The following is a 22,609-nucleotide window of genomic DNA, read 5'->3' as shown; positions in this document are numbered from 1 at the left end:
GACGTGTTTTTAGGCCAATGTAAACTATTACATTGGCCTTTTTTATGCAGAGTTATTTCTTTACTTGCTTTATGCTACTTAAACGTTTAAGTTAACGTAATGTTAACAGCTCGTTTTAGTCAATGTCTTTTCAATATAAGACCTAATAGTGATCAATAAATAATGTCAAATACTGCAGATAATGCCCCCTTATCATTTAAAGAAAAAGTCGGTTACGGCGTTGGAGACATGGCCTCCAATTTTTACCTTGGTTTTTTCGGTCTTTTTTTACTTTATTATTATACTGATATTTATGGAATAGCGCCGGCGGCGGTTGGCGCGATGATGTTAATATCTAAAATTGTAGATGCAGTTAGCGATCCGGCAATGGGAGCGATAGCTGATCGGACAGAATCTAGATGGGGACGCTATCGCCCTTACTTGTTATGGGGAGCGATTCCCTACGGCTTGTTAGGATTTGCAATTTTCTTTGGGCCGGACTTTTCCAATACCGGAAAGCTTATTTATGCATATGTAACTTACATTGGCGTCATGCTTGCGTTTACCGCTATGAATGTTCCGTATTCAGCTTTACTAGCGGTAATATCCCCAGTAGCCGAAGAGCGAAATAAGGCGACCATGTATCGTTTTGTGTGCGCTGGTTTAGGCGGTATATTAGTGGCAGCGCTGGCCACACCATTGAAAAACATTTTAGGTGGCGGAGACGATGTTCTTGGCTTTAGATTAACCATGGCTATTTTTGCCGTTTTATCGATTGCTTTGTTTTGGTTTACGTTTTGGTCTACAAAAGAACGAATAAAGCTTAAACCGCATAACACTAGAGTGTCGGTTGATTTTACACTACTACTTAAAAATACCTCATGGGTGGTCCTAGGGATTGCATGTGTCGTTTTATTGGTCGGCTTGGTTACTCGTTTCGGCTCCATCATTTTTTATATTAAATATTATATGCAAGATGAAGGTTTGCCGATTTTCCTGATTTTTGATCGCCCAGCTTTGTTTATGGCGATTGGTTTATTTGGTCAGGTTGTCGGTGCGTTAAGTACGCCTTATTTGACCTCTAGATTCAACAAACACACCACTGTTCTTGTCGCAAGCTTGATGCATGCATTGTTTTTAATCATTAGTTTTTTTATACCGCCAGAGTTTTACTGGACAAGTGTTGCGCTTCATTTCTTGGGTATAACGGCATTTGGAATACAAATTACTTTGTTATTTGCGATGTTTACGGATTGTGCAGAGTTTGGTGAGTGGAAAACAGGTAGACGAGCATCTGGCTTAACCGTTTCTGCATCTATGTTTGCTTTGAAATTTGGTGCGGCACTTGGTGGTGCATTGCTCTGGGTTTATACTAGCGGCAGTTGGGTTTGTAGCAAACGAAGTACAAACGGATACTGCCATTATGGGCATTAGAGTAATGGCGACATTAATCCCTGCTGGTTTCTTTATTGTGGGCGGATTACTGCTACTGTTCTATAAGCTAGATAAAAAGTTAATGGATAAAATTGAAATTGAGCTGGGTGATAAACGCGCCACGCAAACAAACTAGTGGTCCATAGCATAAGAATTATCAGTGGTAAGAGTTAATTGAGATATTTACTATTCTCACTATCTGCTATTCTCACTATCTACCTGATGCGTTATAGTGCTTATTTGCTTGCTTAAAGGAATGAAAGCTATGTTAATAAGGATTGTTTTATGTTTATTGATTTCACCATTTGCGTTTGCTAATCAAGACGCTCTTACTCTTGATCGCACGATTCCTAATGACGTTGAATTACTGTTCCCGAATGAGCAGGATATACAGCCACAAGAAAGCGATTTTGAAGTGTTGTATACAATACTGATGAGTAATGAAAAAGGCGAGAGATGGGCCGTATGTACAATTAAAAATACATCTGGAGGTAACAGAGTATTAGCGGCATCTCAGCTCATGGCCTTAACCGCATCTGGAGCAAGAATTCGCCCTATTAGTGCATCGCACAATTTTAAAGGCGGGGAAACCTTAACCCTTACCATTAATTTTGGTAAATCTAAGTTTCCCTTACTGTCAGTTTATTCTAGAAATGACTGAATATAAAAATAAATAGACCTTTACTTTATAAAGGCTCAGGCACCATCATTTCGTCAAACGCTTTTCGAATTTCTTCTCCAATGGGCTTGGACGCTTGAGTTTGATAATCAAAGTGCACCAAGGTGGTTGTGCCTTTAGCTTTTAATTCATCATCTTGCCAACACTCTTGGTAAACAACAAAAGAACTTCGTCCAACCTTGCTGATACCGGTTTTAATGGTGACAGGGCTTTGCATAAATATCTGCTTGAGAAAATCAACATTATAATTAGCTAAGATCAATGGCCAATTTTGTAAATCCAGCTCTGGCGTAAACATTTTGAAAATTGGCATACGCGCCGACTCGAACCACGCGACCAGCACTGTATTGCTCACATGTTGTAAGGCGTCAGTTTCGTAAAAGCGTACCTTAAATTGTTCAGTTAACATGATTGTTCCTTGTTATCGTTCTACACCTATCATCGGGGCCAAGAAGCTACCTGTATGCGAGTCAAGATTTTTCGATACTTGTTCTGGCGTTCCTTGCGCAACTATCATACCACCGCCAGAGCCCCCTTCAGGTCCCAAGTCAATGATCCAATCAGCAGTTTTTACAACATCTAAGTTGTGTTCTATTACCACCACAGTATTACCATGGTCACGAAGCCTGTGTAAGACTTGCAAAAGTTGTTTGATGTCGTGAAAGTGTAGGCCGGTGGTAGGCTCATCTAAGATATAGAGTGTTTGACCAGTATCTCGTTTAGAGAGCTCTTTTGCTAGTTTGACTCGCTGAGCTTCGCCACCTGATAATGTAGTAGCAGACTGTCCTAATCTAATATAAGACAAACCTACATCCATTAGTGTTTGAAGCTTGCGAGATATTGATGGGATAGCATCAAAAAATTCTCTGGCGTCTTCAACCGTCATTTCTAACACTTCGTGGATATTTTTATCTTTGAATCTAATCTCTAATGTTTCACGATTGTAACGTTTACCCGCACACACATCACATGGCACGTAAACATCCGGTAAGAAGTGCATCTCTACCTTAATGACACCATCGCCTTGGCAAGCTTCGCATCGTCCCCCTTTTACATTAAAGCTAAATCTACCAGGTTTATAGCCTCTTGAGCGAGCTTCTTGCGTACCAGAGAAAATCTCGCGTATAGGTGTAAAAATACCAGCATATGTCGCGGGGTTTGAGCGAGGGGTTCGGCCGATTGGACTTTGATCAATGTCGACTACCTTGTCGAGCTTATCTAATCCTGTCATTGATACATAGGGCGCAGGCTCATTAACGGTCGCTCGATTAAGTTCGCGCTGTGCTATTTTGTAAAAAGTGTCATTAATTAGGGTGGATTTGCCTGAGCCCGATACACCCGTTATACAGGTCATTAAACTCGTAGGAATACGCAAATTGACATTTTTTAAGTTATTCCCACTAGCGCCTTTTAGTTCCAACCATGGTTTGCCTTTGGTTGGGTTTGGCTTTTTCGGAACTTCAATTGATTCTTTTCCAGACAAATACTTTCCAGTCAGTGAGTCTTCACATCCAGTGATATCCTCTAGTGAACCTTGAGCAATTATTTGGCCGCCATGTACGCCAGCGCCTGGACCTATATCAACAATATAATCGGCTTCTCGAATTGCATCTTCATCGTGTTCAACAACAATGACGGTGTTACCCAAATCACGCAAATGTCGTAAGGTCTTTAACAAACGTTCATTATCTCTTTGGTGAAGACCAATGGATGGCTCATCCAATACGTACATCACTCCTACTAGACCAGCACCAATTTGGCTTGCCAGACGGATTCGTTGCGCTTCTCCACCAGATAACGTATCTGCACTGCGTTCGAGTGAAAGATAGTTAAGACCAACATTAACTAAAAATTGGAGTCTATCCATTATTTCTTTTAGGATTTTGTCCGCGATTGCTGCTTTTTGACCCGTTAGTGATAACTGGGTAAAGAATTCATGGGCGCCGGCAATTGACATATTTGCAATGTCAGGCAGGTTCGTTTCTTGTATAAATACATTACGTGCTTCAAGTCGTAAGCGCGAGCCAGAACAGGTTTGACAGGGCTGATGGCTAAGATACTTCCCAAGCTCTTCTCTCACCGTATTAGATTCTGTCTCTTTATAACGCCTTTCCATATTGGGAATAATTCCCTCAAACGCGTGCTTGCGTTCCATGATATCGCCACGTTCGTTGATGTATCTAAATTTGACGGATTCACCATTGGAACCATGTAATACGATTTTTTTGGCCTTCTCGTCCAGCTCTTGAAAAGGTATCGTTAAATCAAAACCATAATGATCAGCCACTGACATCAACATTTGAAAATAATAATAGCTACGTTTATCCCACCCTCTGATGGCGCCGCCAGATAAACTCAACTCTTCGTTACCGATAACTCTATGTGGGTCGAAGAATTGCCTAGTACCTAGGCCGTCACATGTTTGACATGCGCCAGCAGGGTTGTTAAACGAGAATATGCGTGGTTCTAATTCGGTAATACTATAGCCACAATGTGGACAAGCAAAATTAGCAGAAAATACGATTTCGTCTCTATCTTCGTCCATATATGCGACTTTCGCTGTGCCTGATGATAAGGCCAGAGCGGTCTCAAAAGATTCAGACAAGCGAAGTTGTAAGTCATCACGGACTTTAAAGCGGTCTACGACAACTTCAATAGTGTGCTTTTTGCGAAGGTCTAAATCTGGAGGGTCAGATAGGTCGCAAACTTCACCATCTATGCGCGCTCTTATAAACCCTTGTGCTGAAAGGCTCTCGAGCGTTTTTATATGCTCTCCTTTTCGCTCTTGCACGACAGGCGCCAGCAACATGAGTTTGGTGCCTTGAGGGAAAGTAAGTACTTTATCGACCATTTGACTTATGGTCTGCGCATCCAAAGGTACTTTATGCTCTGGACAAGTAGGTGTGCCAACTCGTGCAAATAACAGCCTTAAATAATCATATATCTCGGTAATTGTGCCAACGGTTGATCTAGGATTATGTGACGTAGATTTTTGTTCGATAGAAATAGCGGGTGATAAGCCTTCTATATGGTCAACATCTGGTTTTTCCATCATTGACAAAAATTGGCGAGCGTAGGCAGACAAACTCTCAACATATCTGCGCTGGCCTTCTGCGTATAAGGTATCAAACGCTAAAGATGATTTTCCAGACCCCGATAGGCCTGTGATGACCACTAGTTTGTCTCTTGGTAAGGTGATATCGATGTTTTTAAGATTGTGCGTGCGAGCGCCGCGGACTTCTATATTATCCATATTTGGCTTAAATGTATCCCGTCAAAGTAATCGGTTAGTATGCCATAATCTGACATGATTTAGCACTAAGTAAAGGAATATTTACGTGCACAAACCTGTGCAGATCATCAATCGGTATCTAACAAACAAATCATACTATTAATAATTGTGTCGAGGGTTTACACTACGCGCCTGTTTTTAATTGAGGTAAACATGAGTAAGGATTCCCTAAACTCTTCTGAATGGCGCTCTGGGATTAGCTTAGCAAGTATCTATGTATTGCGCATGCTTGGTTTGTTTATGGTCATACCGGTTATAGCGGTTGCGGCACTAGAATACCCAGATTATTCACCCCTTTGGGTAGGTCTTGCTGTGGGCGGATATGGATTAACACAAGCCATTTTTCAGATTCCTATGGGTTTATTATCAGATCGTTGGGGCCGTAAACCTGTTATTTATTTAGGCTTGATACTTTTTGCCGCAGGTTCTTTAATAGCAGGGTTGGCAGATAGTATGTACTTGCTTACTATTGGTAGGATCATGCAAGGTGCTGGCGCTATTGCCGGGGCAATTATGGCGCTAGCCACAGACGTTACTCGCGAATCTCAACGCACCAAAATTATGGCCTTAATTGGCGTTTCAATTGGATTTTCATTTTATCTAGCCTTGCTGATAGGGCCATTAGTTGCTAACTCCTTTGGGCTCAGTGGTATTTTCCTAATGACGGCCTTGTTGGCCGTATTATGTTTACCACTTGTTAAATTTGGTATCGCAATGCCATCGCAATACCATCGTCAAGCCTCAGGCGATGCATTACCTAGAGTCAAGCAACTTAGACAATTATACAAACACCCCCACCTTTGGCGTTTAAATGTTTCAGTGCTTAGCATACATATGTTAATTACGTGTTTCTTTGTCCAAATACCAGTGATGCTAATCTCAATGGATGTTGCCTTGGGGCAACATTGGCAAGCGTACTCAATTATTCTAGTGAGCTCTGTCATCTGCTTAGTTGGGATGATTAAACTTGCTGATAACATGCCGGCGGGCATTAGTTTTAAAATTGCCTATTTATTGATGGCGATTAGCTTGGTAATACTCAGTCAACAAGGTCTTGTTTATTGGCATTTAATAGGCGCCGGTATTCTATTCTTCGCTGGGTTTAATTTTTTGGAAGCTAAAATGCCGTCTATGTTGTCTTCGATTGCGCCTGCGGGTAGCAAAGGGTCTGCTATGGGGATTTATGCAAGCCACCAGTTTTTTGGTGCGTTTCTTGGTGGTTTACTATCAGGTATCTTGAACAGTTATTTTTCGAAAGAATATGTGTTTATTATGTGTGTAATAGTCATCTTTTTGTTAAGCTTTACAACAAGAGGCTTGGCAGGTGCACAAAGAATAAAAAGAGTGACCTTACCATTGCCTATGCGTGAAGCTACTGAACAGCAATTACGCCTTATTCGCTCACAACTTCAGGCTGTTGCAGGCGTGGTTGAAGTGGTAACAGATCAGATTGACAAAGCTGTATACTTAAAGGTTGATGCTAAAACCTTCAATTTAGAAGATGCTAAAGACCGCTTAAATGTATAAATATTGAAACCAATAATAAGATTTTAAAGGAAAGACAATGGCCTCAAAAGGTGTAAACAAAGTCATTTTAGTAGGTAATTTGGGTAATGATCCTGAAGTTAGATATATGCCAAATGGCAATGCGGTTGCAAATTTAAGCATCGCCACTAGTGAAAGCTGGAAAGATCAACAAGGTCAACAGCAAGAGCGTACCGAATGGCATAAAGTAACGATGTATCGACGTTTAGCAGAGGTAGCTGGTGAGTATCTTAAAAAAGGCTCACAGGTGTATCTAGAAGGCAAACTGCAAACCCGTAAATGGCAAGACCAAAGCGGCAACGACCGTTATACCACCGAAGTGATTTGTGACAACATGCAAATGCTTGGTGGTCGTAACGAGCGTCAAGGTGGTTCACAGCAAGGCGGATATCAGAACAATCAAGCTCAAGGTGGCAGTCAACAAGGTGGTTATCAAAATAATCAGCAGCAAGGCGGGTTTAACCAAGGCCAACCTTCTGCACCACCTCAGCAGCAAGCACCAGCACAAATGAATGAACCTGATATTTCAGGATTTGATGACGATATTCCATTCTAGACCGCATAGAAATATAGCCTAGTAATGTAAAGTGTATAAGCCCTCTAATTAAGAGGGCTTTTTTGTTTGAGCTGAAATAAAAAGACCAACTATGCGAAAGGGAAATCTTTTGGGCAGGCATAGTTGGCCATAAAAGTTGAGTGTTTAGAATTTAGCGTCCAATGCTTTTTGAATCTCGACTAGCTCTTCTCGTGTAAATTTACCTTTTTCGATGAGCTTGATGATACTTTTATGGTGCCCTGCTAATGCACCAGTGAAGCGCATTTCTTCGCCATCATTGATAATAACGACCTTTTTATTGCCGTCAAAAAATCTGGCATTTTCAGTTCCTTCGATGTGTATTGCGATTTCCCTTTCGATTTGTTCTAGCCCTTCCATACCTTCTAGTTCTTGTAAAACTTTGAGCTCTTCAAGTTCTTCAAGCGCTCTAAGGTTTTCTAAATTTAGACTCTCAAGTGTTTTTGATAAGCGTTCAGATTCAATCGATAAGCGCTCAGTCATAAATTCGCTATCTTGCATGATGTTAATCACCAAGTCTTTTGATGTTTCATCTAATTCTTCAAGTTTGCTGCGCAAAACAGTTATGTCCTCGATATCACTAGGGAGAAGTTCAACAATTTGGACTTCTCCGTTGTTTTCAATTTCAATAACGGTTGGTTCGTTGGATTTCCTTTGAATCTCGATAATTCGATGTTCAAGCTCTTTTTTGATCGCATCTTGCTTTTCTTCTAATGCACTAATGTGAAAAGAAGAGGTAAACAAAACTCCTGCCGTTAGTACACTTGAGACGATTGTGTTGGTGATTTTCATACTTGCTCCATGATAATTGTAATAACTAAGTCGTATTGAGTAATGAACGCACTAATAATTGCGCTTTTGACAGGCTCTATTACAATCTTCATACCACTTCTATAAATATCAATAAAAACAACTGATTAATTACTAAAGGAGTGAATATCATTTTGTTTTTGCTCAGTTGGTTTTCCCTATATCAGGAAGAAGATTCCTCATTTGAGGAATTAACAAACGATTTACGCTACAGTACCGACATAAAAACATAATAAATTGATGGGTTTAGCGGTATGCAAATATTGGCTTGAAACTTGATACTCGTTATGTAAAAAGCTTGTATTGATAAGCGATTATATTAACAGCAGTTAAAAGCAAAAATGCTAAAGCGCTGATGATATGGGGAAAAAATGTCACTAAAAAAATACTTATTTTTACTAATAACATGTTTCATCGTGTTGATTAGCGGTGTTCAGTTCCTTTTAATTGAACAAGTCAGATCACAAGTCAATGAAGAGATTAGCGCTAAAACAAAAACACTATCAAAAGTAGCGGTAGATGGAATTAATGATAATTTTCGTCGACGCTTAGAAAGTTTGTCACTCAAGCTCGAGCGTAAACAGCAAGAAAAAGCTCAATTAGTACCTGAACCTCAGGCAGCATTCTTGCCAAATATTCGAAATCGAATACATATTAAGATTGAGAATACGCCGAACAAGATAGTGAATATTGATCCCGAATTACAAGTGCTAACAGGAGAGAAAACGAAAACGGTAACAATACAGAGCGTTCCTGATTATGAGTCAATACAGATGATTGATTTTATTGGATTAGGAAAAGAAACTGACAACATTGCCATTCGCGTGAATGATAGTAATTATGCAATAGACTTTCTTAGCGACGAAAATGAGCAGATTCAAAAGATAATAAGTTTTGATCCTGCATCTTCTAGTGCCGACCAGTATTTTGATAAATTAAGCTGGTTAATTGCGCTTGTCTCAGTCATCGGTATTGTATTTGCTTACTTGTTAGCACGTCATATTAGCAAGCCGCTTTCACAACTAAATCAGGGCTTTACTTTTCTTAAAGTAGGTGATTTTAAATCCCAGCTAGTGCCTAAAGGCATAAAAGAAGTACGCGAAACAATAACTAAATTTAATCAAACTAGTCAGCGACTTCGAGAATTACAAGGCATTGAAAAACAGTTCCAACAGCAACAACAAATGGCTGAATTAGGAGAGCTTGCTAGGGGGCTAGCACATACCCTGCGTAATCCTTTGAATACAATCGGTTTAGGTATTTCGCAAATACAGAATCAGGACATTGATGCAATTGAACAACAGAAAATTGCACAAGATATTCAAGATAAGATTAAGCACGTAGATAATACAATTAGAAGCCTTTTGCAGTTAGCCAAAGCTGACGTGTTACGGGAGCAAAGAATAGACCTTGTCCCCATTGTTTCTGATGTATTGCTTGAGTTACGGGTAACCCGTAACAGTACTGTAGCCTTTGAGCATGACGAAAAAGTAATGTTAAAGTGCTCAGAGGCAGAAGTGAGATCGATGTTTCATGCTTTAATTTGCAATGCAGTAGAAGCGCAAATAAGCGCTGAATCCATTAAGGTTGGTAATAGCAATCCTGATGTTAAGGTAAGTCTGCGCACACGACATGAGCAGGTTGTGTTAGAAGTCACAGATAATGGCGCTGGGCTTGATGCATCTATATACCAAGACTTATTTAAACCACATATTACCAGTAAACCTGAAGGCGCAGGTATGGGCTTATTTATTGTCAAACGGATCAGTAGCTTATATTACCAAGGGGAAGTCACTTTGGAGAACCGCTTAGGTGATGGCAAAGAAAACAAAGGGTGTGTTGCGACATTAGTGCTCAAGGATGCTGTTAATGAGTAATAAAAATATACAGGTGCTTATCGTTGAAGATGATGGGCAACAACGAGATATTGTCGCTTCAATTTTACGAACAGAGGGATTCGGTATCCACTTGGCAGCAAATGCCGAAGAGGCAATTGTAGTATTAAAAGCAGATATAGACGTTCAGCAGATTGATCTGGTGTTTTGTGATTGGAAGTTGGGCAAATTAAGTGGTTTAGATGTGCTAAATTATGCCCGGGCAAAGCACCCAAATATTGGTTTTGCGATTGCCACAGCGTACGGTACGATTGCACATGCCGTAGAAGCTATCTCGGCTGGTGCCGACGATTATTTGGCTAAGCCTTATCAAAGGGCCGAGCTTATGCTTTGCTTAGAAAAAACGTACAAAGCAAAGACTTTACGACTGAAAAACACACGGTTAAATAGTCAACTTGGTGAGCAGGATAAACTAGTTGATTTAGTGGGTTCAGCGCCCTGTATGCAGCAAGTCTATTCGCGTATCGAAAAGGTTAGCGCTACCAATGCCACTGTTTTGATTACTGGAGAAAGTGGCACTGGTAAGGAGCTTGCTGCACGAGCATTACATCGTTTGTCTCCACGTAATACCTATCATTTTATTGCAGTAAATTGTGGGGCTATTCCAGAAAGCCTTGCCGAAGCAGAACTGTTTGGCGCCCGCAAAGGCTCCTACACTGGAGCAGTTAAAGATACGCTTGGTCTTTTGAAAAGTGCAGATAAAGGCACCTTGTTCCTTGATGAAATAGGTGAACTAAGCTTGACGATACAAACAAAGCTACTTCGATTTTTACAAGAAGGGAAAGTGACCCCTGTAGGAGAGACTCAAGAGCAAAGCATTGATGTAAGAGTTATTGCGGCGACCCATCGAAATTTACCACAAATGGTTGCTGAGGGAAGCTTTCGAGAAGATTTATATTACCGTTTAAATATAGTGCCGATTAATATGCCTCCTTTACGTGAAAGAGCACAAGATATCCCTAAACTTGTGAGCTTCTTTCTAGAGAAATTTAACACACATTATGACGTAAGCTTGCCAGAGCTAGGTAAAACAGCCTTACAAGCGATACTGGATTATTCATGGCTAAGGTAATGTGAGGGAACTGTCTAATAGGATAGAAAGACTTGTATTGTTAGCCGATGAATCTCAGTTGATTGACGATTTGCAGACTCACAATAATGTGTTAGGGGACTCCACAAAGGACTTTTGTTTGCCGCCAGAGGGCATAGTGTGGGATGAATTTGAAAAGTCATGTTTACTAGCCGCACTAACACGCAGTAATGGCAATAAAACAGAAGCTGCCAAGTTATTAGGGATGTCCTACAAAACGTTTGTATATCGCTTACAAAAGCTTGATTAGCCAGTACTGAGCATAACGGTATTGCGGCCTTGCGCTTTGCCAGCGTATAAGGCTTCATCAGCACGTTTGATGCAGCTTTCTATAGACTCTTCAAGTCTGCACTCAGCTACCCCTAAGGTGATTGTAACTGGATTATTTATGTGCTGAGTTAATTGTTGTTCAATTGTCTTTCTAAGCTTTTGTGCAATCACCGCTGCGCCATCTAAATTGGTGTCTAAGGCTAAATAAAGAAATTCTTCGCCACCCCACCGGCCTATTTTGTCTTGAGCTCGTACGCAAGATTTCATCACTTTTCCCCCGTGCTCAAGCACAATGTCGCCGACATCATGGCCCAAATTGTCGTTTAAACGCTTAAAGTGGTCATAGTCGATTAATACAAGGCAAAAAGGTTTATTTGAGCGAGCTTGGAGCTGTTTTGCTTGATCAATGTGTACCATTAAACCTCTGCGATTAGGCAAAGACGTTAAAGGGTCTTCATTGGCTAGCAATTCAAGTTGTGCATTGAGTTTAGCCATCTGTTCAGTACGCTGAGAGACCTGTTCTTCAAGGGAACTTGAAAAGTCTTGCAGCTCTTGATTGCGTTTCTCAAGCGTAATGTTGAGCTTTTTATTTTCATTGCTAGCATTGATGAAGTTGGTATAGGTAATATAGTTTTGACACATCACAAATGCGACCAAACCTAAACTAACAAGCGGAATTGATTCGATTACCTGAAGACTTGTCAATATGTCATTGAGCGTAAGGGAAAATAAAAACAGGCTACCGACAAGTAAGGTTTTTGCGCTGCGGTTTTTAAGTTTAACCGCGCGAATAATACCGTATAAGAGGTAGGCTATCACCGCTAGGGTGAAAATTTGAAAATAAGGCATGCTGACACTGAATATGCGAACAGGCGTCACGATTACTAAAAGAGTGAAGCAAGTTGCAATCAGGATAATAGGGTAGATAAATATTGGTTTATAGACTTGTTTAAACGACAAATAGAAGTAAGCCACCAGAAACGGCAACATTGCATAAAAGGTTAGAAAGTTAATTCTGACATTAGTTGCAAAACTTAAATCGAAACTGTTTACGTAGTGCAGTAAATAATTAGCTTCAATTTCTCGAGCTCCTAATCCTATGCAAGTTACCGCAATAATTAAAGGCAGAACATTTTGGATCCGCAACGAAAACTGAATTAGGTTAAACAATGCAATGGTAAAGAACACTGCAACAATAAAGCCGGTTTTAAGGATTTCTCGATTGATTGTTTTTTGAAGGCTCTCAGGGGATCCTAATTGCAAAGGCGCCCATGATCCTCCCCAATAAAACTCATGGTTCGAAATTTGAAGTGTGATTCTGATACGCTCACTTTGCGGTTCAAAGCGTTTAATCCCAGGTGCATAGTGTGATTTAGCCGAAGACGCCTGTGTTGAAACCTCACCGCCACTTGCTAATAGCTGATCATCTACATAAAGGTTAAACGCAGTACCAATAGCAGGAATCTTAATTGCTAAATCATCGTACTGTTTAGACAAAATAATTTGCGTTGAATACGTTGCAAACCCTCGGCTTTTTAATATTTCGTCTTCATGGACTAAACCGCGCCAAATACTAGGAAAAGCAGTAAATTTTGCATCACTTTGGCCTTGCGAGACTTCTTCAGGTGACATTAATGCTTGCCAAAAAAACTGCCAATCTCCATTAAGGTTAACATATTGTGATTCGTCTAAAGCAAAGTGTCTAAGATCAATGATGCCATTTTGTACCGTTGGGTGATTTTGCGTGTTTTGTTGCCCCGCAACTAAGCTTAAGACCACAATAAAAATAAAAAACAAGATTGATAATAATACGAGGATAGAAATCGACGATAAGGTTTTAACCGTGCTAGGGGCTAATGCTGATGAATGTTTAATAAAGCCTCCTAGTTTTGAATGTTTTCATTCGGGCTATACTTATATCGACTGCTAGTAACGAATATCAAGAACTCATTGGACCAAGAATACTGCAAATTATGCCTTTAATACAATTAGTGATTTTTTTAAGTCTGTTATTTTATCAATACAAATACGCTATTGGTTCACTTACTTAACTTCAAGCTGGCCCTTTTCATTAAAGACATTTGTACTTCTTGATAAGTCTCAAGATTCGAAGGTGTAGGTCGATAAAACACTAATAGTAACGTTAACCAACTTAATTCTATTGAACATTATTCAACAACTATCAACCACATCAAAACAATCAGGCTTACTGATGTTGTGTTTGATCTTTGTGATATCCATCATATGGTTAATGGTATCAAAAACTAACATGAGTGGATTTAATGAGCTTATCAATATTGCTGGGCAGCAACGCATGTTATCTCAACGTATTGCCTATTTATTATCATCACAGGCGCGCACACCAGATCTTATAAAGCAATTAGACACAAGCACGGAAGCTTATCTAAGTAACTTAGATAAGCTCAATTATCAGTTTACGACACGGCAAGTATTTTTAAATGAGCCAGACATTCATCAAGGATATTACGCCCAGTCTTTATCGTATATTCAATTTATTTTAGACGAGTATGAAAAAGGTGGTGAAATCGATACTCAAGTTGTTTTGCAAAGGTCCACTGATGTACTAGTGTACTTAGATCAAAAAGTGATGCGGCTACAGTTGCTAGCAGAAAAGCAAGAAAGAAACCTTACCCGTTCTATTTTGGGGTGCATGTTACTACTGTTAAGTATTATCGCTTATCTTTATTATGTTATCGCTCAACCATCTACAAAACGTACCAATGCTAAAATATTAAAATACGCTAACTCTATCAAACAATATAAAGGTCTGTTTGACAACGCAAGTGATGCGATGTTGGTGTTTGATAAAACTTGGCAGTTAAAATCGGCCAACGAAATCAGTTTTGAATTAATAAATCAAGCTAACAAGTCACTATCGTCAGCCAACCATTATTGGTTAAATCAAGTATTCAAATCATCTAGGGAAGACATTACACGCGCACTATTATCCAATACAGTTTGGCAGGGTGAAGTCATTGTTAATACCTATCCCAATCGTATTCGTCATTTAAACAGTAATGCGTTTGTGTTAAACGATAATGATGAAAGTGATATTTTATTTGCCATTGTTTTATCAGATGTGACAGAGCTACTTGATAAGCAAAAAGCGCTAGAAACCCTTGCATCTACCGATTCACTGACTGGTGTCATGAATCGCTCTGCGTTTTTAAGCGTCTTAGAAAATGATACAAAAAATAAAGGCAAAAATGCGCTGCAAAGTATGTTTTTATTTATTAATGTTCAAGGACTCAAAAAAGTCAACGAGCTTCACGGACATGAGATTGGCGATCAATTATTAATTGAGGTAGCCAAAAGGCTATTAAAATACAGCGGCACCAATGCAAAGCTTTCACGATTTGACTCAGGAGAGTTTGCTTTTTTGTATAATGCAAAAGATGCTTTTGATAGTGGTTTCGGGTTTGTAAAAAAAATTCTTGCGGAATTTGAAAAAGAGTTCACGGTAAAGGATATAAATATCAAGCTGCGGTGCAACGTGGGCGTGAGTATATGCCCACTTCAGTCTAATGATGCATCCGAATTAATGCAGTATGCGGATATTGCTATGCGACACAGTTTAGAAAATCAGTCAAATTCGTATGCAATATTTGATGATACCATGTTGGCAGATTTACAATATCAGGACATGATGTCCAATAGGCTAAAAGAAGCCCACAAAAACAATAGTCTTTACCAAGTTTTTCAGCCTATAGTCGATTTACAAACAAACACGGTGGTTGGCGCAGAACTTCTTTTGCGGTGGGACGATGAACAGCTTGGTTTTATCCCGCCAGATCACTTTATTACGCTTGCCGAAAAACTCTCTTATATTTATCAAATTGATCAATGGTCTTTAAATCATTGTGTAGACACGATGCAAATATATGGATGGAAGGGTTATCTTAGCGTCAATCTGTCGTCTTTACATTTACAAAACACTGACGTGCTAAAAGCCTTCTTGAAGCGCATAGAAAAAATTAAATTTACTAATGCGATTTTATTTGAACTAACCGAAACGGCGATTGTTGATAATATTTCAAAATGTGCAGATATCATGAAGATGATCAAGTCATATGGGCATAGTATTGCCATTGATGATTTTGGCACTGGGTACACATCACTATATTATTTAAAAGTACTTCCCATTGATTATATAAAAATTGATAGAAGTTTCGTCAGCGACATGTGTGAAAACACCAATAGTGCCAGTATCGTAAATGCAGTGTTAACCATGGCAAAAGGGCTGGACATTAAAGTAATTGCTGAGGGGGTAGAAACTGACATCATTGCTAATGAACTGACAACGCTTCAGTGTCACTTCGCACAAGGTTATTTATACGATAAGCCGATACGCTTTAAAGAGTTCATATCAAAATATCCGGCCATCTTATCGCCAACAAAACAAGCACTTGAAGATAAAGATAGACTAGATCTAGATACAGTTGGACATACCGATGAATCAGACTAAGCAAATAACACCAAAGCAATTTTTGCACGATAGTTTTAGAGAACTATCTGTCAGCTTTACGGATAAATCAAAATACAAAACATTTAGCAATATTGCGTTTATCGGGACGCTTTTCCATGCGAGCTTTCTATTACTATTTTTCGCGATAGATATGACCTTACTAGGACTATTTAATATAATCAGTACCGGTGTATGGGCGAGCACTTTTTATTTTATTAAATATAAACGCTATCAAATTGCGGCAAGTATTATGTTTTGTGAAATTGTTTTACATGCAATATTGGTGACTTACTTAATAGGTAATCAATACGGTTTTCAATTTTACTTGTTACCCGCTATGGGCTTATTTATATTGGCGCTAAGGCCTTAATCAAAGGTTAACAATGGTCCTTTCGTTAGCCGTGATCGGCTGTTTTGTTGTCTTGTCAGTATTTGATGCACAAGTAGGATGGTTTGAACATTCTAGAAGTATTGTCGTGGGTCTGTTTGTTTTAAATGTTTTTTTATCGTTATTACCTTTTTTAACTGCAGTGGCGACTATAAAAATTAGACGAGAGTTAGGTGCTAGGCAATTGTTTGAGCAAGCATACATTGACGATTTTACTCAGACTTACAATCGTCGATTTGTATACGAATATGTATCTAAGGGATTGTGTCAATCAACCTTCACCGGTAAGCGCATCACCGTAGTGTTGGCTGACATCGACAATTTTAGAAAGATTAATGATTTGCATGGCTATGATGTTGGAGAGCAAGTAATAAAGAACATCGTGACAGTATTTAAGCGCTTCGCTAAAGAAGAGGATGTAATTGCTCGCTGGAGTGGGCAGGAGTTTTTGTTTGTATTACCAGATCTTGATAAGCAAGCAGTGCTAAACTTTATTGAGTCTATTCAATTTGGCTTGCAAACAGATAAAAAACCTTTAGCTTCAATGGAGCAGTACACCCTGAGCTTTGGTATTGCCAGCGCATCCACGCCTGAAGATTTTTCGATTGCCCTGCAACACGCAGACATGAATCAAACTAGTGCCAAACAAAATGGTAAAAACACTTATGTCTTTGAAGACACAGAATAAACATTAAAATTCGGTCATATATTAAACTAAATTCATCTTAGATCTTTGTAGCGATTTGTTCATATTAATTGTGTGTCAGCGCGGTAAGCTGCGCAAATAAAACAATTTAATAAGGACCTACTCATGAAAACATTTAATATCAAATCGTATTTTGTCATCGCTGCTAGCGCATTACTTTTAACCTTTGCAGCTAATGCACATAATCACAAAGCAAAGCAAGACATCGTAGACGTTGCTGCTTCTAATCCTGACTTTTCTACTCTTGTTGCAGCGGTAAAAGCTGCAGGTCTAGTTGATGCTTTAAAAGGTGAAGGCCCATTAACGGTATTTGCACCAACAAACGAAGCGTTTGCTAAATTACCAGAAGGTACTGTAGAGTCCTTGCTAAAGCCTGAAAATAAAGACCAACTAGTTGCTGTTCTGACGTATCATGTTGTGGCAGGCAAAGTGATGGCTGCTGATGTGGTTAATGTAGATGCTGCAACATCATTACAAGGCCAAGATATCAAAGTGACTGTTGCTGATGGTAAAGTCATGGTAGATAATGCCAACGTTGTTGCTACTGACATAAAAGCAAGTAATGGTGTTATTCACGTTATCGATACTGTGATATTGCCAAAGTCATAGACTTAAACCAATTTGCACAATCAAAAGCCGCTATTGTAGATAGCGGCTTTTTTGTAGTTTTACGTGTTTGAGTTGACAGCAGTTCCAAAAAAATGAGACTTTAGATGTGCGTTTATCGCCATTAATAATAATCAAAAAGGAACTCACCATGAACAAAATCGTACTCATCATCTTGTCTATATTTTTACCGCCAATCGCTGTGTTTTTAAAAGATGGTGTCGGTAAACACCTCTTAATTAATATTTTGCTATGCTTACTTTTTTATGTCCCTAGCATTATTCATGCACTTTATGTGACAACTAAGTAAAGTGTAACAACTAAGTAAAGTGTAACAAAAAAGCAAACATATCAGTATACAACTAACCTAATTTACACCGTTTGTTCTTTGCCAAGCCTTTGGATAATTCAAAGGCTTGTTTTCATGTCCACATATCACGTATAGCCCCACAACACTTTGGCCTGCATTTTGCTACATCTCAATCAGTAGTTTAGTTTTTGACACGACTTGCCGATACACCGGTATGAGTTTTGATTGGGTTTCATGGTATGCAATTAAACTGGAAACAGTATCTTCGACAAAAGTTTCGCAGCGCCCATGGCGTCTACTCTGTAGGTATCGCTTTTACTGCGGACCAAGTTCTCTTGTGCGTGCTAAATAAAACTGATCAGGGTATAGATTGGATTCTAGAAGCAAACTTTTCTCATGGTACGTGGCAAAAAGAGCTAAGTGACTATGTGGCAACTAATAACCTCATAGGAGCACCTTGCCACTTTGTTTTCTCGACGCATTGGTATGGTCTGCATCAACTAGATAAACCAAAAGTAGATGACAGCGAGTTGTTTAGTGCCCTCCAATGGCCTCTAAAGGAGCTGATTGGCAGTGAAAAAGAGCTTGTTTATGACTACATTGAAATGCCCGTGCAAGTATCGGGGCAAGACAAGGTGATTGTAATTGCCGTTGCAAAAGAAATCGTAACGATGGTGACGACGACTATTTTTGAAGCACAACTGGACCTAAAAACAGTCACCGTCGAAGAGTTGAGTACCGTGAATCTGATTAGCCAAAATGAACAAGCCGTCATTACATTGGTGCAAGAGCATGGTGAAGTGGTTGTGCTCAATATTGTAAAAAACAATCAGTTATATTTCAGCCGGCGTTTAAAAGGGTTTGAAAACCTTGGCAGTTACTCCCAACAAGAAATTGGTATGGGGATTACAGACTCTTTGTGTGTGCAAATTCAACGCTCTATGGACTTTTTTGAAAGTCAGTTAAGACAAGCACCGGTGCGCAATATTTTGCTGAAGTTAGATAGCGCGCATACAGAATTTTTATGCCAACAAATTTCCCAATCGATGGGAGTCAGTTGTCAAGCGTTTACGCCAAGGTATTAACTGCACAAACGGATTTAATTTCAAGATGGCAAGCTTTAGCTGTTTGGGCGGCGCTTACATGCAATCCTTGACTACCAAAGATAAAAAAACAGATAAGCAGCAACAAGAGGTAGCAGATGAAGTCGCAAATTAATCTGCTGCATGCAGAGTTTATCCCTCAGTTCAAACTAATATCAGGTCAACACCTGATATTACTTAATGCACTCGTTTTGATTATGTGTTTTGCCCTATATAGCGCACTTGCTTATGTCAATACTTCTAAGCAAACACGTATAGACAATATAAATGGGCAAGTGAAATCACAGCAAGGAAAAGTTGACGAACTTACGGCTGCATTAATGAACAGAACAAGCAATCCTCAACTTGAAGCAAAGCTTAATCATATTACTAATAAAGCAAAGGTTAGAGCAGACTTGCTCAACCATGTTAAAAACTTAGGGCAATTGCAAACGCGCTCATTTTCTTCTTTATTTAATTCCTTTGCACTAAATGCCTCAAATGAACTTTGGCTAACAGAATTTGTTGTTAACGATAGTCAAATACAAGTTAAAGGTAGCATGAGCGAACCCAGTGCGCTTCCAAAATGGATGGCTAAGTTGAGCACAACGACGTTTTTTGAAGGGCAAGCGTTTGATATTGCGAGTATTGAGCGTACCGATACATCTTTGGATTTTACATTAAGTAGCCAAACAGCGACGCCCCAAGTGCCTCTTCAAGAGGTGACCAATGAATAAGTCAAACACGACATCACGTTTTTCAACTCTCACGCTTGCCTTTGACAAGCTGCAAGACAGAGAGCAAAAGCTTATATTTTTCGGTATGCCGATTACTCTGATTATTGTTTTTTTCTACTTGTTTTTGAAGTTCAGTTAATCGAGAGAAAGAGTCTTAATGAAGAGTATGAGCGCAAAACAAAGCAGTTAGTAATGACTCAGCAAAGCATTGATGAACTATTAGCAGAATCTTTAATAGACCCTAATGCCAAGTTAAACAAGCAAATTGAAGCATTAGAAGCTCGTTTAAAGACCTTAGACCAAGCGTTTAACGAAGAATTGAATCAATTAGTGTCTCCCAAAGCCATGATCATGCTCTTAGAGCAGATGTTCGAAGAGGCAGATAATCTAAAACTTATCTCAATGCGTTCAGTAAAGCCTGAAGCAATATTGATCAATAACGTTGAAGATACAAACACAGGTACAGCACCGATTTACAGGCATGGTATTGAAGTGACGTTTGAAGGTGATTTCATGTCGACCTCAGACTTTTTAAAGCAGGCAGAAGCACTTGGATGGACACTTTATTGGGACAAAGTTGACTACAAAGTGCAAGAACATCCCATTGCCGTCACGAAACTTTCTATTTTTACCCTTAGTATGAGCGAGGCATTCATCGGTGGTTAATTTTATACAATCTTTACTACATAAATTTCAAGGTAGCAAATCACTACTGTTTGTATTTGCCAGTGCATTAATTACAGTCTACATCAGTGGTTTTTCAGTATTGGCCAGTAATGATCCGACTCGTCCGCCTACACAGTTCTTGCAAGCAGGACCTAATCAGGTAGAACAAGCGCCAGCGTATGTGCTAACCGCTATATTCAAACGAAATGATATTAAACATGCAGTACTAAATGGCAAAGTAGTCAAGGTCGGACAAAGTGTTGCCGATAGCATTGTTATGCAAATCAACACCACAGATATTGTGCTTGTGGCTAAGAATGACGCAAGCACAAGAAACACAATTATGCTCAAGGGCTTTGTCGAAATTAAAACGCAGGTGAGTCAATGAATCTAATAAGCTTAAAACATCTGGCATTATTGGTCGCCGCTAGCATCTCAGTATCAAGTTGTAGTTCAACTAAGCAAAGTCATGTTGAAAATAATTTAGCAACAGAACTTGCAAAATTACAATCAACAAAGGCGATGTCTTCAGAATTAACTGACTTACCCGCGTCTGTATCAAATACTTTAATCAGTAATCAATCGGTCGGTAGTAGCGATAGTCTTCTTGAAGCTGAGCGATATGACATTAATGCAACCAACGTAGCGGCAGCTAGTTTTTTTGCTGGTTTGGTACAAGACACGCCATTCTCTGTCGCCATTCACCCTGAAGTTGCAGGTACGATTACCTTAGATTTGAAGCAAGTTACGCTTGATCAGGTATTTTCATTGGTAACAGATATTTATGGTTATCATATTCAGCGCCAAGACACGATTTATCGAGTTTTACCCGCGGGTATGAGAACAGAAACGTTTACCGTTAACTATTTAATGATGCAGCGCGATGGAAATACTCAAACTAGTATTATTTCAGGAGGTGTTTCCCAAAACGGTGGACAAAATGGCGCGAATAATCAAAATGGCCTTAGTCAAAACAATGGTAACGGCCAAAGTGCATTAGGCGGTCAGTTTGGTGGTCAGGGCAATAATCAAAATGGCGTGAATGGCACAACAATTAGTACCAGTAGCGAAACTAATTTTTGGGAAAAGTTAGAAGAGACCTTGTCTTCAATGCTGGGAGATGGCGAAGGACGCTCAATTCTAATTTCGCCTCAAGCCGGTTTAGTATCTGTTAGGGCTTTGCCAAACGAATTAAAAACAATCAGTGAGTTCTTATATGCCTCAGAAAAGAACTTGACTAGGCAGGTCATCATTGAAGCGAGGATTCTTGAAGTTGAACTAAGCGATGAATATCAGCAAGGCATCAATTGGACGCAAATTGTATCAAACCTTGGCTCCACTAATGTCAATTTCAACACTAGCGCGGGCGTGCTAGGTAATCAAATCTCATCAAGTTTAGGCGGTGTAGCGAGCCTTGCATTTAACAACCAAGATTTTAGTGGCGTGCTGAACTTGCTATCTACACAAGGGAATGTACAAGTACTGTCAAGTCCACGTGTTACTGCGATTAATAATCAAAAAGCGGTGATAAAAGTAGGTGACGATGAATACTTTGTGACAGATGTTTCAAGTAACAACACGATTACGCCAACTTCTACTTCCGTGATCCCAAATATTGAACTGACTCCGTTTTTCTCGGGTATCGCTTTAGATGTGACGCCACAAATTGACAAAAACAATAACATTCTTTTGCATATTCATCCTTCTGTTATCGAAACCGAAGAGCAAGAGAAGGTAGTCACCCTAAATCAAGAGCAAATTGTCTTACCACTTGCGCAAAGTACCATTAGAGAATCAGATACGATCATTAAGGCGCAATCAGGTGAGATTGTTGTTATTGGTGGCCTTATGCAGTCAACAAAGACAACTGAAATATCAAAAACCCCCTTATTGGGCAGTATTCCGGTGTTAGGAAACTTGTTTAAAAATCAACGCGAAAAAGAAGTTAAAAAGGAGCTGATTATTTTGCTTAAACCAACTGTGGTGGGCGCTAATACTTGGCAAAACGAGCTTGAAAAGAGCCGTTCACAAATGGCTGATTGGTTATACGTGGAGTAAAT

Annotated in this window: 22 protein-coding genes; 18 read left to right on the top strand and 4 right to left on the bottom strand. The window is 39.4% G+C overall.

Annotated elements, in window-relative coordinates:
- The first annotated feature begins 162 nt into the window (after positions 1–162).
- From ACZ1G6_RS14075 to ACZ1G6_RS14065, 3 genes are all read left to right on the top strand, one after another.
- On the top strand, positions 163–1,413 hold the full coding sequence (locus ACZ1G6_RS14075) for an MFS transporter (protein ID WP_472616857.1): 1,251 nt from the start codon (positions 163–165) through the stop codon (positions 1,411–1,413).
- Positions 1,403–1,549 carry a hypothetical protein gene (locus ACZ1G6_RS14070; RefSeq protein ID WP_472616856.1) on the top strand — a complete coding sequence of 49 codons (147 nt, stop codon included), beginning with the start codon at positions 1,403–1,405 and terminating at the stop codon, positions 1,547–1,549. Before ACZ1G6_RS14075 ends, ACZ1G6_RS14070 begins: the two co-directional genes overlap by 11 nt.
- Positions 1,550–1,678: 129 nt before the next feature.
- Positions 1,679–2,074, top strand: coding sequence for a hypothetical protein (locus tag ACZ1G6_RS14065; RefSeq protein ID WP_472616855.1), 396 nt, complete (start codon positions 1,679–1,681; stop codon positions 2,072–2,074).
- A 25-nt stretch (positions 2,075–2,099) separates the two neighbouring features.
- Here the strand turns inward: ACZ1G6_RS14065 and ACZ1G6_RS14060 are convergent, their stop codons facing one another.
- A complete protein-coding gene (locus ACZ1G6_RS14060; protein WP_472616854.1) occupies positions 2,100–2,501 on the bottom strand; it encodes an acyl-CoA thioesterase in 402 nt (133 codons plus the stop codon).
- 12 nt (positions 2,502–2,513) lie between these two features.
- Entirely contained in the window at positions 2,514–5,345 is a 2,832-nt protein-coding gene (uvrA, locus tag ACZ1G6_RS14055) for an excinuclease ABC subunit UvrA (RefSeq protein WP_472616853.1), read from the bottom strand.
- A gap of 192 nt (positions 5,346–5,537) precedes the next feature.
- On the opposite strand from uvrA, the gene ACZ1G6_RS14050 reads away from it, so the two are divergent.
- Positions 5,538–6,911, top strand: a complete 1,374-nt coding sequence (locus ACZ1G6_RS14050; RefSeq protein ID WP_472616852.1) for an MFS transporter — start codon at positions 5,538–5,540, stop codon at positions 6,909–6,911.
- Positions 6,912–6,948: 37 nt separating this feature from the next.
- Positions 6,949–7,485: a single-stranded DNA-binding protein gene (ssb, locus tag ACZ1G6_RS14045; RefSeq protein WP_472616851.1), complete on the top strand. Its 537-nt coding sequence runs from the start codon at positions 6,949–6,951 to the stop codon at positions 7,483–7,485.
- A 144-nt stretch (positions 7,486–7,629) separates the two neighbouring features.
- Here the strand turns inward: ssb and ACZ1G6_RS14040 are convergent, their stop codons facing one another.
- Entirely contained in the window at positions 7,630–8,295 is a 666-nt protein-coding gene (locus tag ACZ1G6_RS14040) for a hypothetical protein (RefSeq protein ID WP_472616850.1), read from the bottom strand.
- Positions 8,296–8,684: 389 nt separating this feature from the next.
- Between ACZ1G6_RS14040 and ACZ1G6_RS14035 the strand changes: the two genes are divergently transcribed.
- The 3 genes from ACZ1G6_RS14035 to ACZ1G6_RS14025 are packed head-to-tail and all read left to right on the top strand — an operon-like array spanning position 8,685 to position 11,548.
- Positions 8,685–10,190, top strand: coding sequence for an ATP-binding protein (locus ACZ1G6_RS14035; RefSeq protein ID WP_472616849.1), 1,506 nt, complete (start codon positions 8,685–8,687; stop codon positions 10,188–10,190).
- Positions 10,183–11,280, top strand: a complete 1,098-nt coding sequence (locus tag ACZ1G6_RS14030; protein ID WP_472616848.1) for a sigma-54-dependent transcriptional regulator — start codon at positions 10,183–10,185, stop codon at positions 11,278–11,280. The genes ACZ1G6_RS14035 and ACZ1G6_RS14030 overlap by 8 nt, the downstream gene beginning before the upstream one ends.
- 1 nt (position 11,281) lies before the next feature.
- Complete coding sequence (locus tag ACZ1G6_RS14025; protein WP_472616847.1) at positions 11,282–11,548, top strand: helix-turn-helix domain-containing protein; 267 nt, start codon at positions 11,282–11,284, stop codon at positions 11,546–11,548.
- Here ACZ1G6_RS14025 and ACZ1G6_RS14020 read toward each other — a convergent pair.
- Positions 11,545–13,365 carry a sensor domain-containing diguanylate cyclase gene (locus ACZ1G6_RS14020; protein WP_472616846.1) on the bottom strand — a complete coding sequence of 607 codons (1,821 nt, stop codon included), beginning with the start codon at positions 13,363–13,365 and terminating at the stop codon, positions 11,545–11,547. The two genes, ACZ1G6_RS14025 and ACZ1G6_RS14020, sit on opposite strands and share 4 nt — an antisense overlap.
- Before the next feature lie 472 nt (positions 13,366–13,837).
- Here ACZ1G6_RS14020 and ACZ1G6_RS14015 point away from each other — a divergent pair, with 472 nt between their 5' ends.
- The 10 genes from ACZ1G6_RS14015 (at position 13,838) to mshL (ending at position 22,607) form a co-directional block, all read left to right on the top strand.
- A complete protein-coding gene (locus ACZ1G6_RS14015; RefSeq protein WP_472616845.1) occupies positions 13,838–16,054 on the top strand; it encodes an EAL domain-containing protein in 2,217 nt (738 codons plus the stop codon).
- Positions 16,041–16,424 carry a hypothetical protein gene (locus tag ACZ1G6_RS14010; RefSeq protein ID WP_472616844.1) on the top strand — a complete coding sequence of 128 codons (384 nt, stop codon included), beginning with the start codon at positions 16,041–16,043 and terminating at the stop codon, positions 16,422–16,424. The genes ACZ1G6_RS14015 and ACZ1G6_RS14010 overlap by 14 nt, the downstream gene beginning before the upstream one ends.
- Positions 16,425–16,437: 13 nt before the next feature.
- Entirely contained in the window at positions 16,438–17,130 is a 693-nt protein-coding gene (locus tag ACZ1G6_RS14005; protein WP_472616843.1) for a GGDEF domain-containing protein, read from the top strand.
- A gap of 123 nt (positions 17,131–17,253) precedes the next feature.
- Complete coding sequence (locus ACZ1G6_RS14000; RefSeq protein WP_472616842.1) at positions 17,254–17,757, top strand: fasciclin domain-containing protein; 504 nt, start codon at positions 17,254–17,256, stop codon at positions 17,755–17,757.
- 148 nt (positions 17,758–17,905) lie between these two features.
- Positions 17,906–18,064, top strand: coding sequence for a YqaE/Pmp3 family membrane protein (locus ACZ1G6_RS13995; protein WP_472616841.1), 159 nt, complete (start codon positions 17,906–17,908; stop codon positions 18,062–18,064).
- A gap of 221 nt (positions 18,065–18,285) precedes the next feature.
- On the top strand, positions 18,286–19,149 hold the full coding sequence (pilM, locus tag ACZ1G6_RS13990; RefSeq protein WP_472616840.1) for a type IV pilus biogenesis protein PilM: 864 nt from the start codon (positions 18,286–18,288) through the stop codon (positions 19,147–19,149).
- A 116-nt stretch (positions 19,150–19,265) separates the two neighbouring features.
- Positions 19,266–19,883 (top strand): PilN domain-containing protein, encoded by a 618-nt coding sequence (locus ACZ1G6_RS13985; protein ID WP_472616839.1) that lies wholly within the window; start codon positions 19,266–19,268, stop codon positions 19,881–19,883.
- Positions 19,884–20,075: 192 nt separating this feature from the next.
- Positions 20,076–20,549: a hypothetical protein gene (locus tag ACZ1G6_RS13980; RefSeq protein ID WP_472616838.1), complete on the top strand. Its 474-nt coding sequence runs from the start codon at positions 20,076–20,078 to the stop codon at positions 20,547–20,549.
- Positions 20,542–20,937 (top strand): hypothetical protein, encoded by a 396-nt coding sequence (locus ACZ1G6_RS13975; RefSeq protein ID WP_472616837.1) that lies wholly within the window; start codon positions 20,542–20,544, stop codon positions 20,935–20,937. The genes ACZ1G6_RS13980 and ACZ1G6_RS13975 overlap by 8 nt, the downstream gene beginning before the upstream one ends.
- The gene (mshL, locus tag ACZ1G6_RS13970; RefSeq protein WP_472616836.1) at positions 20,934–22,607 is read left to right on the top strand and encodes a pilus (MSHA type) biogenesis protein MshL; all 1,674 of its coding nucleotides are present in this window, start codon (positions 20,934–20,936) and stop codon (positions 22,605–22,607) included. The genes ACZ1G6_RS13975 and mshL overlap by 4 nt, the downstream gene beginning before the upstream one ends.
- Positions 22,608–22,609: the final 2 nt, after the last annotated feature.

The sequence above is a fragment of the Glaciecola sp. HA4-3 genome, assembly GCF_055693685.1.
Note: the sequence above shows the minus strand (reverse complement) of the source record. Positions and strands in the feature narration are given on the sequence as shown.